The 15749-nt window shown below is 40.5% G+C and carries 12 protein-coding genes; 11 read left to right on the forward strand and 1 reads right to left on the reverse strand.

Annotated elements, in window-relative coordinates:
- Window positions 1-550 precede the first annotated feature (550 nt).
- The 9 genes from FTX54_RS08385 (at window position 551) to FTX54_RS08425 (ending at window position 12486) form a co-directional block, all read left to right on the forward strand.
- Window positions 551-1717 (forward strand): aminotransferase A, encoded by a 1167-nt coding sequence (locus FTX54_RS08385; protein ID WP_147802154.1) that lies wholly within the window; start codon window positions 551-553, stop codon window positions 1715-1717.
- 182 nt (window positions 1718-1899) lie between these two features.
- Complete coding sequence (locus FTX54_RS08390; RefSeq protein ID WP_147802155.1) at window positions 1900-4746, forward strand: 2-oxoglutarate dehydrogenase E1 component; 2847 nt, start codon at window positions 1900-1902, stop codon at window positions 4744-4746.
- Window positions 4746-6029, forward strand: coding sequence for a 2-oxoglutarate dehydrogenase complex dihydrolipoyllysine-residue succinyltransferase (gene odhB / locus FTX54_RS08395; protein ID WP_147802156.1), 1284 nt, complete (start codon window positions 4746-4748; stop codon window positions 6027-6029). Before FTX54_RS08390 ends, odhB begins: the two co-directional genes overlap by 1 nt.
- A gap of 115 nt (window positions 6030-6144) precedes the next feature.
- Window positions 6145-7638 (forward strand): phytoene desaturase family protein, encoded by a 1494-nt coding sequence (locus tag FTX54_RS08400; protein WP_147802157.1) that lies wholly within the window; start codon window positions 6145-6147, stop codon window positions 7636-7638.
- Window positions 7639-7657: 19 nt separating this feature from the next.
- Window positions 7658-8536 (forward strand): trypsin-like peptidase domain-containing protein, encoded by an 879-nt coding sequence (locus tag FTX54_RS08405; protein ID WP_147802158.1) that lies wholly within the window; start codon window positions 7658-7660, stop codon window positions 8534-8536.
- Window positions 8537-8626: 90 nt separating this feature from the next.
- Window positions 8627-9706: a 23S rRNA (adenine(2503)-C(2))-methyltransferase RlmN gene (rlmN, locus tag FTX54_RS08410; protein WP_147802159.1), complete on the forward strand. Its 1080-nt coding sequence runs from the start codon at window positions 8627-8629 to the stop codon at window positions 9704-9706.
- Between the two features lie 56 nt (window positions 9707-9762).
- A complete protein-coding gene (locus tag FTX54_RS08415; protein ID WP_147802160.1) occupies window positions 9763-10488 on the forward strand; it encodes an HAD family hydrolase in 726 nt (241 codons plus the stop codon).
- 368 nt (window positions 10489-10856) lie between these two features.
- Complete coding sequence (pfkA, locus tag FTX54_RS08420; protein ID WP_147802161.1) at window positions 10857-11816, forward strand: 6-phosphofructokinase; 960 nt, start codon at window positions 10857-10859, stop codon at window positions 11814-11816.
- A gap of 178 nt (window positions 11817-11994) precedes the next feature.
- A complete protein-coding gene (locus FTX54_RS08425; RefSeq protein ID WP_147802162.1) occupies window positions 11995-12486 on the forward strand; it encodes a hypothetical protein in 492 nt (163 codons plus the stop codon).
- 11 nt (window positions 12487-12497) lie between these two features.
- Here the strand turns inward: FTX54_RS08425 and pssA are convergent, their stop codons facing one another.
- A complete protein-coding gene (gene pssA / locus FTX54_RS08430) occupies window positions 12498-13238 on the reverse strand; it encodes a CDP-diacylglycerol--serine O-phosphatidyltransferase (RefSeq protein WP_422387423.1) in 741 nt (246 codons plus the stop codon).
- Window positions 13239-13371: 133 nt separating this feature from the next.
- On the opposite strand from pssA, the gene FTX54_RS08435 reads away from it, so the two are divergent.
- The gene (locus FTX54_RS08435) at window positions 13372-14310 is read left to right on the forward strand and encodes a ribose-phosphate diphosphokinase (protein WP_147802163.1); all 939 of its coding nucleotides are present in this window, start codon (window positions 13372-13374) and stop codon (window positions 14308-14310) included.
- Between the two features lie 103 nt (window positions 14311-14413).
- On the forward strand, window positions 14414-15499 hold the full coding sequence (locus FTX54_RS08440; RefSeq protein ID WP_147802164.1) for an AI-2E family transporter: 1086 nt from the start codon (window positions 14414-14416) through the stop codon (window positions 15497-15499).
- Window positions 15500-15749 lie beyond the last annotated feature (250 nt).

The raw sequence follows: 15749 nt of genomic DNA on the forward strand, positions 1-15749 counted from the left end.
TCTTCAGCTCACTGTTGTAAGAAATCCTTTTCGCAAAAGTGGATCTTCAGACTAAGCTGATTCTGCGGGAGTTACCGTATTTCACTGCGATCTCATAGCTGATAAGAAAGTAAAGGTATAAAGTTACCTAAACCTTCCTATATTCCTTCAGGAACTGTGCTTATGAAATTGATTCCAATAAAATTCACTCATTATAATTTTGTTTCAGTCTGCAGAGCTTGTTAATTTGCAGACTTCTTTTTGAATAAATGGTTTTTTATGACAATTTTATTTTCTGTGGCTCATTAATTAGTGCTTGCGAACTGTACTTTCACTTCTGTAATACCGAAAAATAGAGTGACCTATCTGTGAAATACCTCTCTTATAAGGGAACAGACAAATGTCAGGCTGCTACAATAATGGAGATTCACTTGAATGACAGATTAAAATGAATGTATCTACAGGCTGTTGAAACAATGTTATACTTGCATAAGATTTCTACGTTCACAAAAGCTTCCAATATGTATAGATGGCATAATTAAAACGATCATAGGAAAGGTGAATTCTCCGCATGAATCAAAAACTGAATCAACAGGTAACTAATTTGGAAATTTCCGGAATTAGACAGTTTTTTAATAGAGTACAACAGTATCCGGAAGCTGTACAATTAACACTGGGACAGCCGGATTTCCCCACACCGGAACATATTAAAACAGCAGCAGCTGAAGCAATCGTTAATAACGAAACGACTTACACAGCGAATGCAGGCACAATAGAGCTGCGAAAAGCTGCTTCAGCATGGGCAGAAAAAAGATATAATTTAACTTATATGGCTGATAGTGAAATCATAGTAACTGTGGGAGCCTCTCAGGCTATTGATGTAACGATGCGGACCATTTTGGAACCTGGGGACGAGGTTATCGTGCCAGCCCCTGCTTACCCTGCGTACGAACCGATCATTAAACAGTGCGGAGCGGAAGTTATTTTTGTTGATACTAGAAAAAGCGGATTTAAACTAACGAAAGAGCAGCTTTTAAAGCATATAACGAAAAAGACGAAAGCAGTAATGCTCCCTTATCCATCTAACCCTACCGGTGTCGTTCTTTCAGAATATGAATTGAGGGAACTTCATTCCGTTCTTGAACAGGAGGAAGTTTTTGTTGTAGCGGATGAGATATACAGTGAACTGCGTTATAATGGTAAACATGAATCTATAGCATCTCTTCCAAATATGAAAGAAAAAACTATTGTTATAAATGGGCTCAGTAAATCACATTCGATGACTGGATGGAGGATAGGGTTTTTATTTGCTCATGAATCAGTGGCGCGGCACCTGCTTAAAGTTCATCAGTATAACGTAAGCTGCGCGAGTTCCATTTCCCAGGCCGCAGCATTGGCTGCTCTGACTTCAGGTTTGACAGATCCGGTTAATATGAGAACCATTTATAATAGAAGAAGGGTATGGCTTGTCAAGCAGCTTCAGGATGCTTCTATTCCTGCAGTTGTGCCGGAAGGAGCTTTTTATATATTCCCTGATATTTCAAAAAGTGGTCTATCCTCATACGAATTTTCGCTCAAGCTTCTTTCAGAAGAGAAATTAGCTGTCGTTCCCGGTAATGCATTTTCGTCATTTGGGGAAGGTTATATACGGCTCTCCTACGCCTACTCGATGTCTGAACTTGAAGAAGCCGTTAAAAGGTTGATTCGTTTCTGGAGAAAAATAGGCGGTGAAAGTTAAGGATTATAACAGGTGGACGTATTTAAAACCTGCTAAAGCAGTTTTTAATAGGACGAATAAGCTTGAATTCTATAAACTAACCTTTGAGGAAAGACAAATATAATGATAGAATATTTGTGTAAACGTTTTACATTACTCGGTGACGTCATTTACATATTTACAATTCACTGGAGGTAACAGACATGGGCAGCGAGACAATTAAAATGAGTGAAGGGTGGTCCCAGTTTTACGGGCCTAACCTTGGGTACATGCTGGAAAAATATGAAGATTTTCTGGAAGATCCGGACTATGTAGAAGATGATTTAACTGCTTTTTTTGAAAAGTGGGGAGCCTATGATGATAAAAATGGAGCTGCAGCTACAGTTCCCCAGACGGAAAGCCGGGGCACAAAAGATTTTCACACAGCTGTAAACGCAATGAGGCTGGCAGAATCAATTAGAAGAAACGGACATTTAATGGCTGACATCACACCTGTCCGACTGGAGGAGCCGGCGGACATTTTTAAGTATGAAAACTTTGAACTTACAGAAGAAGAGTTAAAACTTGTACCACCGGAACTTCTTTCCCCCCACAATTATGAATCCTTCAGCAATGGTCTGGAAGCAGTCGAACATTTAAAAGAATCGTACACGAAGAGACTGGCTTTCGAATTCAAGCAGGTTCATGAGATTGAAGAGCGCCGCTGGCTCTTTAAGAGAGTAGAATCCGGGGATTATATGCCGGAATTAAATGTTGAAATTAAAAAACAGCTCCTGGACCGCCTGAATCAGGTGGAAGGTTTTGAACATTTTATACATAAAACCTTCAAAGGGCAAAAAAGGTTTTCTATCGAAGGTCTGGATACGATGGTTCCAATGCTTGATGAAGCAGTAAGTGAATCCGTAGAAGATGGCTGCGAAAAAATTATGATTGGTATGGCTCACCGTGGACGTCTGAACGTCCTTGCCCACGTTTTAGGAAAACCTTATGAACTAATATTTTCAGAATTTCATGACGCGCCAAATAAAGAACTTGTACCGTCTGAAGGGTCTGTAGGTATTAACTATGGATGGACGGGAGATGTTAAGTACCACCTTGGTGCCAATCTGAAACTCGATGAGGAAAAGACAAACGTTACGATTACTCTTGCAAACAATCCAAGCCACCTCGAATTTGTAGACCCGGTCGTCGAAGGACTCACAAGAGCTGCACAGGACGACCGTTCCAACCCAGGAAAACCCGTTCAGGATACGACTAAGGCTATGCCGATCCTCATTCACGGAGATGCCGCTTTTCCAGGGCAGGGAGTTGTAGCTGAAACTTTAAATTTAAGCCGGCTTAATGGATATAAAACCGGAGGAACTATTCACATAATTGCCAATAACCTTATCGGTTTTACAACCGTAAGCGATGATTCACGCTCCACAAAATATGCCAGTGATCTTGCAAAAGGATATGAAATTCCTGTTATTCACGTGAATGCTGATGATGTTGAAGCCTGTATTTCTGCTATGCATCTGGCTTATATTTACCGCCAGGAATTTAACAAGGATATTGTGATTGATTTGATCGGTTACCGCCGGTATGGACATAATGAAATGGATGAACCTTTGGCTACTCAGCCGCAGCTTTATAAAAAGGTTAACGATCATCCGACTGTTTTTAATATTTACGGGGAACAGCTCGTTAAAGAAGGTGTTCTCGACGAAGATGAATTCAAGAATTTGAGAAAAACATTTACGGATGAGCTTACTGATTACTTTGAGAACATAAAAGGAAATAAGCGCGAACATATCGATAGTGAGATGAGTCCGCCGGAATATGTGGAAGACCGTCTTGAAGGAATTGATACATCGATTTCCAAAGAATCGCTTCGTAAAATTAATGACGAACTGCTCCAGTATCCGGAAAATTTCAATGTATTCCCGAAACTTGAAAAAATTCTGAACCGCCGTGTAGAAGCGATAGAAGACGGTGGGAAAATCGATTGGGGCCATGCCGAAACGCTTGCTTTTGCGTCAATTATTACTGATGGAACACCGATAAGGCTTACTGGTCAGGATACAGAAAGAGGTACTTTTTCCCAGAGACACCTCGTCCTTCATGATTATGAAAATGACTCCACCCATTATCCGCTGCATGCTCTTTCCGGTGCGAAATCATCTTTTGCCGTTCATAACAGTCCGCTTGCAGAAGCAGCCTGCGTCGGTTTTGAATACGGATATAACGTTCAGTCACCGGAAACTCTAACAATTTGGGAAGCTCAGTACGGAGATTTTTCTAATGGTGCGCAAGTATTATTTGATCAGTTTATTTCGAGCGGTCGGGCAAAATGGGGGCAGAAATCAGGTCTCGTTCTGCTTCTGCCGCACGGCTACGAAGGACAGGGTCCGGAGCATTCAAGTGCGAGAATGGAACGCTTCCTTACACTGGCTGCAGAAAACAACTGGCACGTTACAAATCTCACGAAGGCAAGTCAGTATTTTCATCTCCTGAGACGTCAGGCCAAAATGCTGAAAGAAGACGTAATCCGGCCGCTTGTTTTAATGGCGCCTAAAAGTCTGCTTCGAAATGAAAATGTTGCCTCAGAAATCACCGATCTGGCGGAAGGGGAATTCCACCCGGTGATTGCCCACAGTAAACTTGCTAAAACGGCGAAAAAAGTGAAACGGGTCATATTTGCAACAGGAAAAGTGGCGGTAGACATTGAAGAACATCTGGCTGAGCAAGACAGTCTTCCTGATTGGCTTCAACTGATCAAAGTAGAGGAGTTATATCCTTTTCCACGTAAAAATATCAAAGATATAATTGATAAGTATAAGAATGTGGAAGAATTTGTATGGGTTCAGGAAGAGCCACAGAACATGGGAGCGTGGCATTACATTTCTACACATCTTCAGAGCTTGACGAATGGAGAGATACCAGTAGAATTTATCGGCCGCCGCCGCCGATCCAGTACAGCTGAAGGCGATCCAAAAGTCCATAAGCTGGAACAAACGCGAATTATTGAAGAAGCAACTAGTCGAGATGGCGAAGGGAGTAATGATTAATGCTAGAAGTGAAAGTACCAGAACTTGCAGAATCCGTTACAGAAGGAACCGTAGCTGAGTGGTTAAAACAGCCCGGTGATTACGTGGAAAAAGGCGAAGATATCGTTGAACTGGAAACAGATAAAGTCAACGTTGAAATTTCTGCCGATGAAGCTGGAGTATTAAAGGAAACGAAAGCAGAAGAAGGCGATACTGTTAAAGTAGGCGATGTCATTGCAGTAATCGATACAGAAGCTTCTGAAGGCTCTGCTGAAAGCACGGAGGAAAGCTCAGATAAAGAGGCGGACAAAAAAGAAGAGCCTGAACCTGAAAAGCAGAAATCAGAAAAGAGTGAACCGGCTGCTGATAAAAAGGAAAGTACTCCAAAAGAGGACTCTTCAGACAGCAGCGGAGACCGGGTTATTGCTTCTCCGGCTACCCGAAAATATGCCCGGGAAAAAGGAATTGATCTTAACGAAATCAACCCAAGGGATCCACTGGGAAAAGTCCGTAAAGAAGATATCGATGAGCATCAGTCGTCTAAGAAACAGTCCAATCAGGAGAAGTCTAAAACTGAAGAAAAACCTCAGGAAAATCCGTCGAAACCGGTTATCCGCGAGAAATTGTCAAGAAGACGCCAGACGATTGCCAAGCGGCTTGTGCAGGCTCAGCACGAGGCTGCTATGCTAACTACATTCAATGAAGTTGATATGACCAATCTGCTTGCTTTGAGAAACCGCCGCAAAGAAAAATTTCTTGAAGACAATGAAGTGAAATTAGGTTTTATGTCTTTCTTTACAAAAGCCGTAATAGGAGCGTTAAAGAAATATCCATATGTTAATGCTGAAATTAACGGAGATGAAGTTATCCTGAAGCAATTCTATGACATTGGAATCGCGGTATCCACCGATGATGGACTTGTCGTTCCGGTAGTGCGCGATGCAGACCGTCATGATTTCGCCGGTATTGAAAAAGAAGTTGGTACTCTGGCAGAAAAAGCACAAAAGAAAAAACTGAAGCTTGACGATCTTCAGGGAGGCAGTTTTACAATTACAAACGGAGGTGTCTTTGGCTCGCTTTTATCAACGCCAATTTTGAACACTCCACAAGTAGGTATTCTTGGAATGCATAAAACACAGATGCGTCCTGTAGCTATTGATAATGAACGATTTGAAAACAGACCGATGATGTATATTGCACTTTCCTACGATCACCGTATTATTGATGGAAAGGATGCTGTCGGCTTTTTAGTAAAAGTAAAAGAGCTTCTTGAAGACCCGGAGCAGCTTCTTTTGGAAGGTTAATGGAATCGAAAAACACCGCAGCTGTTAGTTCCGGCTGTGGTGTTTTTTTATGTTCGGTCTTATATTTTGCAAATCCTCTTCTCCATTTGCATAATAGAGAAAGAGGTGACAAAGGATGAGTAAAAAAATTGTTGTTATTGGTTCTGGTTTTGCTGGAAGTACAGCAGCTGCCATGCTTCAGAAAAATCAATGCGAAGTGACGCTCCTGGAAGCTGCAGCTGAATGGGGAGGATGTTCCGGCAAATTTCAGAGAGGTAAATTTCTTTTTCCTGTAGGGGCTACATTGGCGATGGGATTTGCTGAGCAGGGTATACACGGGAGAATAAATAATTACTTAAATATAAATGTAAAATCAAAGCGTCTGGATAAGGTGATGGATGTAACGATTGAGCACGAATCGCTCCCCTATTACAGTGACAGAGAAACTTTCATAAATATGTGGTATGAGAAAGTACCGGATGAAGCATCTAGAATTGAAGCTTTTTTCAGGGAAGTTTGGAAAACTGCTGAACCGCTGAAAAAACATATGGTTCATTTTCCAGTTGTTCCACCGGGCACTTTTCGGGAAACAGGTTCAGTCCTGAAAGGATTTACGCTTTCTTCGTTAAAACTTCTTCCACTTCTGCCATTTACTCTGGATTATTTTGTGAAAAAACATGATCTGACAGAACATCAGCTGTTTGTTCAGTTTATTAATGGAGTGCTGATGGACAGTATGCAGACTACCTATCAGAACTGTACCCTTTTAATGGGCTGTATGGCTTTGGACATCTACCATGATGGTGTCTGGTACGTGGAAGGAGGACTCTATAAACTAATAGAGTCATTGATTGAAAATTTTAAATTTAACGGAGGAAATGCCCTTAAACCCAGAAGAGCAACGTATATCAGAAAAAGCTCTACGAATGATTATCAGTGGGAAGTGGAAGACCATCGAGGAAACGTGTATCAAGCCGACGATGTTGTTATAAATACTCCTCCTGCTAATATGAAAAAACTTCTGTCAGAACCTTTATACAGCCAATTAAATAAGAAGCTGAAGAAAAGGGCCACCTTGGATGTGGAGTGGGGAACGTACACACTTTACCTGGCCGTGAAGGATATTTTCCCTGCTGATGCTCCGCTTTTTGAACAGATTATGCTTTCAAATAAATCCTCTTCATTTGATGAAGATCACTTTTTCGTTTCCCTTTCCTCTTCTACAGATAGAAACCGTGCGCCTGAAGGCTGCCGGACGATAACTATTTCAACTCATATCAATACAAAAAACTGGAACTACAAAGAAATTTATGACCAGAAAGCAGCAGACATTGAGAGAGCTGTAATCAACGCTTTGGAAAAAAAATATCCCGGATTTGAAAATGCACTTATCCATTTTTTGAGCGGAGGCCCCCGTGCGTGGGAACGATTTACAAATCGCAGTGGAGGCAAAGTTGGAGGATTCCCTCAGACAAATGATTTTTCACTATGGCGTGCTCTCCAGCATCGAACTGGTATAAAGGGACTCTGGGTATGCGGTGATAACATATTCCCGGGAGCGGGGAGCGTTGGCGCCTCCAGTTCCGGAGTGCATGCCGCCCGTTCGATACTAAATAAAAGAATTTTTTAGACAAAATGAGGTGAGGGTATTGGCGGACAAAGATAAAGAAAACAAAGACACCGAAAATCCCTCTCCAGATGTTTCCGGGAATGATGGAGATGTTGAGGAGCAGCCGGAAAAAGAAGAGCTGTTTTATGATGGGAAAGAATATTTAACGAAAGAGGAATTTTTCAATCCGCCGGAAGAAGAAAAACTGGATAATAAACCTCCAGGAAAAAAGAAAAGATTTTTCAAAATTATGATTGCTTCTTTAATCACAATGGCGCTCCTCGTAAATGTATTTGCAGTCTGGCCTCAGCTTTTCAATTTTCCTGCGGTTGAATTTCTGTCAAATGCAAGCGAGCTGTCTGATAATGAGAAAGTGGAAGAGTACAAAGAGTCTGTTGTCGTTGTAAGAACTGAAAACTCCAAGGGTACAGGATTTGTGTTCGGCGGAGGGTATATAATGACAAATGAACATGTTATCCGGGATGGAGTTGAGATATCTGTCCATTTTGAAAATGGTGAATCCTATCTGACAGAAGAAATAGAAGTTAATGAAGAGCTTGATATTGCTGTTTTAAAACCAATGGCTGAAGATTTCCCTCATCCTTCGCTGGAAATAAATTCTGGGTGGAGTCCTTCCGAGCAGATCTATGTTATTGGAAATCCTCGGTTTTTTAACTTTATTCCAAACGAAGGAGTCCTTCTTCAATCTACGAATGTTTCAAGTAAAAACGCTGAAGTGATAGCTCTTGAAGCACCCATTTACCGTGGGAGCAGCGGCAGCCCTGTAATTACGGAGGATGGAGAAGTAGCCGGAGTCGTTTTCGCAACATCCCGAATTAATGTTGATGGCAGCCGGGAGCGTGTAGGACTTGCAATCGACATGGAGAATATTATAGATGAAATGAACTTATCTCCGTAAATCTCTTGCATTTATCATAAATAATTGAGATAATGGCAGATGGTTTTAAAAGAGCGTTTTGAAACAGCTTTAAGAAATGAGGGAATTACGATGAAAGAATCGATTTACGGCTACACGTTTGCTGATTTGGAAAACTGGTTTATCGAGCGTGGGCATAAGTCGTTTAGAGCCCAGCAGATTTGGGATTGGTTATATAAAAAAAGAATCGACAGTTTCGACGAGATTACAAACATGAAATCGGAACTGGTCGAAATATTGAAAGATACGTTTACGCTGCAGACGCTTGATATCCATTCGAAACAGACTTCGCAGGACGGAACGATGAAATTTTTGTTTCGATTAAAAGACGGAAATTTAATTGAAACAGTTTTAATGCGGTTTGATTATGGATCGTCGGTATGTGTTACCACACAGGTAGGCTGTAACATCGGCTGCAGCTTTTGTGCAAGCGGGCTACTGACTAAAAGCAGAGATCTTTCAGCTGGAGAAATTGTGGAACAGATCATGCACGTTCAAAAAGCAATGGATGAGCAGGAAAAAGAAGAAAGAGTCAGTCATATTGTCGTAATGGGCATAGGCGAACCTTTTGACAACTACGATAATCTAATGTCCTTTCTCCACGTCGTGAATAGTGACCGCGGCCTTGCCATTGGAGCTCGTCATATCACAGTATCCACAAGCGGAATTATAAAGCGTATTTATGATTTCGCCAATGAAAATATTCAGGTGAATCTGGCGGTTTCTCTTCACGCACCTAATAATAAAATGCGTACAGACATCATGAAGATTAATAAAGCACAGCCAATAGAGAAATTAATGGAAGCAGTAGATTATTATCTGGAGAAGACGAACAGAAGAATTACATTCGAATACATTCTTCTCGATGGAGTTAACGACAGTAAAGAAACTGCACTGGAGCTTGCAGAGCTTATAAAGGATAAGAAAAAGCTGTCTTATGTAAATCTTATTCCTTATAACCCTGTTGACGAACACATTCAGTATGAGCAGAGTCGAAAAAGCAATATTTTAACGTTTTTCGACACACTTATGAAAGAAGGAGTTCAATGCGGAGTCCGTCACGAGCAGGGCTCTGATATAGATGCTGCGTGCGGTCAGCTTCGAAGCAAACAGATGAAAAAAGATCGCGAAAAAAATAAAGCAGGTTCATAAAAAAGCTGCCTGTCGGAATGACAGGCAGCTTTTTTTGGAAATGGAGGGAATTTAGAATGCTCCGAGCGGTACTCTTTGACTTGGATGGCACGTTACTTCCAATGGATACAGAAGCATTTATCAGTCATTATACAAAAACACTGGCACCAAAGTTATCGGAAATTGTAGATGAAAAAACATTTTTATATGCACTATGGACGAGTACAGAGGCAATGGTGAGAAGCAGAGACGCCGGCAAGACAAATGAAACAGTTTTCACGGAGACTTTTCTTCCGATAGTTGAAAAAACAAAAGAAGAAATCTGGCCTGCTCTGGATAAGTTTTATGAAGAGGAATTTCCGCAGTTCGCCTCATTGACTTCCCCAGTGCCAGCTGCAAGGGAAGTAATCAAAACGACCCTGAAAGCGGGACTTAAAGTAGCGGTTGCTACGAATCCGGTGTTTCCAAAGAAAGCAATTGAACACAGGCTTGACTGGGCAGGCATTTCTGATTTACCACTTGATTTAATTACAGCTTATGAAAACAGTTCTTTTACTAAGCCTCATCCGCAGTATTATGAGTTTATTGCAGCTGAATTGGGAGTAAATCCGTCAGAATGTGTAATGATTGGCAATGATAAACAGGAAGACATGGCAGCTGCACAAGTTGGTATGAAAACTTTTTTAGTGGAGGGTCACATAATTGACCGGGGCGAACCCCAATTTCCTGTGTCGGAACAGGGAACGCTTGAAGAAGTTATTGAGCAGATTGAAAAATCACGAGGAATCTTTCAAACGTATTAGGCGTACGCCTGATACGTTTTTTCTTTAAATGTATTGCAAAAGGGTACGATTTTTAAGTTGACTGACTTGGTAATAAAAGTATATAAGAAATAAACGTTCGCTTTTGTTCCCGTGGTGGCGCTTGTCCTTCATGATAGAGGAGTCAAGGCTGGTCGTAATTCAATTTAATCAAAACGTTGTTAATAAAAAGTAAAATCTTATCAAAATTTCTACTGTTTACACAAGCAGAGTATATTAGAAGCGAAAGCAGCGATTTTCAAACGAAATTGTATCAAATACAGAAGAATTAATAGAATGATCTAGTATTATCAAAAAAGGAATCGTACAATTATGATTAGACGTCAGACAACATTCAGGAGGTAATGGTTATGAAGAATGTGGCAGTTTTAACAAGTGGAGGAGATTCTCCTGGTATGAATGCAGCGATCAGAGCTGTGGTTCGAACGGGACTATATTACAATCTAAACATTTTTGGAGTAAAAAAAGGCTATGAAGGACTTCTGTCAAACGATATAAAAAAAATGAATGCGTCCTCTGTAGGAGATATTATCCATAAAGGAGGTACATTTTTAAAAACGTCCCGTTCAGAAGAGTTCATGACAGAAAACGGCAGAAAAAAAGCAGTTGAAAACTTAAAAACAAGAAATATAGAAGGATTAGTTGTTATTGGGGGAGATGGCTCCTTTCGCGGAGCTCAAACGCTCTCCAGAGAAGGAATCGCTACTATAGGTATACCTGGTACAATCGATAATGATCTTGCCTATACGGATTTCACTATAGGATTTGATACTGCTGTTAATACTGTTCTGGAAGCGGTCACAAAAATTAGAGATACTTCTACTTCCCATGAAAAAACGACAATTATTGAAGTGATGGGCAGATACTGTGGAGACCTTGCTTTGTATGCTGGAATCTGCGGGGGAGCTGAAAGTATAATTGTACCGGAGGATCCGCTTCATATTGACGAAATCGCAGGAAGAATTAATAAAGGTAAAGAGAGAGGAAAACTACACCATATAATTATGCTTGCAGAAGGAGCAGGAGATGCGAAATCTCTTCAAAAAGATCTGATAGATAAAACAGGGGAATCAGCGCGAATTTCCGTTCTTGGATTTATCCAGCGGGGAGGAGACCCGACGGCCGGTGACAGGTTGTTAGCAAGCCGAATGGGTGTGAAAGCAGTCGAAGAATTGCTGAAATTTAACTCCAGTAAAGTAATCGGAGTTAGAAACAATCAGCTTTTTTCCGAAGATATAGATCAAGCATTAGGTAAGAAAAAAGCTCTGGATACGAGTATTTATTCTATGGCAGAAATTTTATCGCTGTAAGAAAATGCCCATATTTGTAAAAAGGGAACGTTCGAAAAGCTTGCAGCTTGTTAACCTTAATCTTATAATTATTTACTGCCTGAAGAGTTTTATTCTTCAGGTTTTTCCTTATGTTTATATCTTCCTTATTAAGTGAATAGTATACATGAATTACACTCATGAAAAGGAGCCATTTAATATGAATAAAGAAGATTTAAGATATTTCGAAAAAATATTAAATAACAGAAAAGCAGAGCTTAAAAATCGAACGTCTAAAGAAGGCATTCAAACGGATGAATTGTCCAATTATGATAACCATCCTGGAGACCAGGGGACGGAGCTCTCAGAGCAGCATAAGGAGCAGGCACTGAACTCAAAGGATGAAAAAGAAATTGCGAACATAAATTATGCCTTGTCTAAAATAGAGCAAGGCACGTACGGCATTTGTGAAGTCAGTCGTAAAACTATCCCAATGGAGCGACTCGAAGTTCAGCCGACAGCACTCACACTTGTTGAGCATGCAGATGAGCATAATGAGAGCAAAAGACCTTCGGAAGAAACTGTACTGGATCCATTGAACACTCCGGAGTCCTCCAGAGAAAGCCTCAAAGAAGAATTTTTAGAAGATATAGAAGAACATGGTTCTTCTGATTCCGATTATGAAAGCAGACGTGATAATGGAGATAAGTAAACAGAAGAGAGTCAGGAATGAGGTTCCCCGTAGCCCTCAGCTTTACGAATCCGCTTTTTTTTAAGCACTGCAAAAACAATTAAAAACAAAATGTAAATAATGATGGCCAGAACAATTAAATTTGAATACTCAATTAACGCGTTGTACCGTGTAACGATAATCAAAGAAACTAACAGCATGGTTATGATTACGGTATATTTAGGGACAGGAACCTCTTTAAGACTGGGAACTGGAATACGACTTACCATTAAGATGCATAACAGCATGTAAACAGCAGAAAGAGCCGCCTGAGGAATAATGTAATTAAATAGACTCAACAGGGCGATGATCCCGCCTGCCGCAGTAATAGGTACGCCGGTAAAATAACTTTTTGACGTTGTTTCTGTATCTATATTAAATCTCGCAAGGCGGATAGCTCCAAATACTGGAAAAGTTCCGGCAATGAGAAGTCCGATGAAGCCTAAATTACTAAAAGTTGTCCAAAAAATAAGCATTGCTGGAGCAGCACCAAACGTGACGATATCTGCCAGAGAATCAAGCTCCTTGCCAAAACTTGTTTCAACACCCATTTTACGGGCTGTCCAGCCGTCCATGCTGTCAAACATCATTCCAATCAATATAAAAATAGCGGCATTCTGATAATCACCTAAACTGGTGGCTCCAATCGATAAAAAACCGAAAAGAAGATTGGATAATGTTAATCCATTCGGTATGTGGCGAAAAATTAACAATTCGATCCTCCTCACTGTCATATTTCTATACCTGTTATTATACCTTACTTAATAAGGGAAGAGAAACTATTGGAAAAAATTAAAATCACCGCACAAACTTACCTTTCATATGATAATATAAACTCATTGATTAATGAGGAGAGGATGTATAACGATGCATAATACTATGAAAATATTTACACTGAATTCCAATAGAACTCTAGCTGAAGAGATCGCCGATAGTCTGGGGATGAATCTGGGTGCTTCATCCATTACCCGTTTCAGCGACGGGGAAGTACAGATTAATATCGAAGAAACGGTAAGAGGGTATGATACATACTTGATTCAGTCCACATCAGAACCCGGCAACGAATATCTGATGGAACTTCTTATTATGATCGATGCACTAAAAAGAGCTTCTGCAAGATCGATTAATATCGTTATTCCTTACTACGGTTACTCCAGACAGGACCGAAAAGCACGTTCGCGGGAACCGATAACAGCAAAATTAATTGCAAACCTGCTTGAATCTGCTGGAGCCACAAGAGTTCTTACGGTAGATCTTCATGCTGCTCAGGTGCAAGGTTTCTTTAATATCCCCGTTGACGAACTTAGGGCCAACAAGCTGCTCGGAGATTACTTTAAAGAAAAAAATCTTGAAGACATTGTGGTCATTGCACCGGAAAACGCCGGGACTGGACGCGCCCGTAAACTGGCGGAGCAGCTGAACGCACCAATTGCATTTATTGATAAGCAGAGAAAAAATGAATCTAGTGCTGTGCATGGTATAAATATTATTGGTGACATTGAAAATAAGTCTGCCATAATTATTGATGACATGATTGATACTGCCCGTACTATTACTTCAGGGGCTGCTGCTCTGCTGGAGTTTGGTGCTAAAGAAGTATACGCATGCAGTACGCACGGGGTGTTATCAGAACCAGCAGTATCCCGTATTCGGGAGTCTGATATAAAAGAAGTGGTTATTACAAATTCGATTTACCTTCCAGCGCAGAAAAAGGATGAACGTATCAAAGTACTTTCTATAGGTCCGCTTCTCGCCGAAGGCATCCACAGAGTTCAAAATAACGAATCTGTAAGTAATTTATTCTAATTGCAGTTGATTTCAAAGATTATGGGGATGCTTGCCCGGCGTTTAGAAACTTCTGCTGGAAAGCTTCCTCATTATACTATTCCAATATGGGGGGAGCCGAAAAATGCCGAAATCAAAATGGTTTTTATTTTTATATAGTGTGGTATTAATACTACTCATCGTAAGGCTTTCGGTGGAAGTTCCTTTTATATTTTATCCTTTTGCAGTGGCATTCACCTCTCTTGCTCCAGTTATTATCATTGGAGGAGTAATTTATTATATTTTAAGGCCGTTAGTTAAACTTCTTGAGAGATTCATGCCTACGGTAGTTTCTATCCTGCTTATTTTTCTTACGTTTATTGGAATTCTTACCGGACTTATTGCAATTGCAGGCCCAATTTTATCGAATCAGATTTCTAATCTTGTAAATAATTTTCCTCAGATACTATCTGATATGGAAAGCTGGTTTAATAACTTATTAAATCATGAATGGGTTCAAATGGCGCAGGGAGAAACGGGAATGGGTAATTTCGATCCCTCTGTAATTACAGACAATCTTCAAAATTTAATGACGCAGTTTGGTGGAAATTTAGCCAGCTTTTTTGGGGTTGTCATCAGCATCGTTACAGTTATCATTGTGCTTCCGTTTGTATTATTTTTCCTCTTAAAAGATGCTGACAAGCTTCCAGAGAGTATCCTTCGATATCTTCCTGACGATCAGCAGGATGAAGGCAAGCGGATTATGTCAGATATGGATAGTACATTGAGTGCCTATATTCAGGGACAGGCGATAGTCAGTGTGTTTGTCGGTGTTCTTGCCTATATTGCCTATTTGATTATTGGAATCGACTATCCGCTCGTTTTGGCATTAGTGGCCATGTTTACTAACCTCATCCCTTTTGTAGGTCCGTTTATCGGGACTGTGCCTGCAGTAATTGTTGCATTTTTCTCTTCGCCAATCACTGCGCTTTGGGTTATTGTCGCAATTGTCGTAATTCAGCAGATCGAAAGTAATTTGATTTCACCTAATGTGATGGGGCATAAGCTCCACATTCATCCATTGACAATTATTCTGCTCCTGCTGCTTGCAGGAAACCTGGCTGGACTGTTAGGTCTTATCCTCGCTATTCCTGCATATGCAGTCTCTAAAGTAATTGTTCAAAACGTGTACCGGCTTCTCAAGCTTAAATACCCTAATTTAAATGGGTAGAGGACATACCATGTGATACCTCAATAAATAAATTAATTACAAACAAAACCGGGTGCTGCTGTAAAAAGCGGTACCCGGTTTAATTTTGGTGGAAAATACTTAAGAAATACTATTCTTTGATTTGTATATATTTAAGTCACTGCAGGTTTCCGGGAGCGAAAAGGTGTGCCTCTTACAGCCTTATAATTCAGAGCGGCTGATAAACAGACGCGGAAGCTTCCAGTTTACATGAATTTTATTATAAGACATA

Origin of the sequence: Alkalicoccus halolimnae (assembly GCF_008014775.2) — a bacterium.
GTDB classification, from domain to species: Bacteria; Bacillota; Bacilli; order Bacillales; family Salisediminibacteriaceae; genus Alkalicoccus; species Alkalicoccus halolimnae.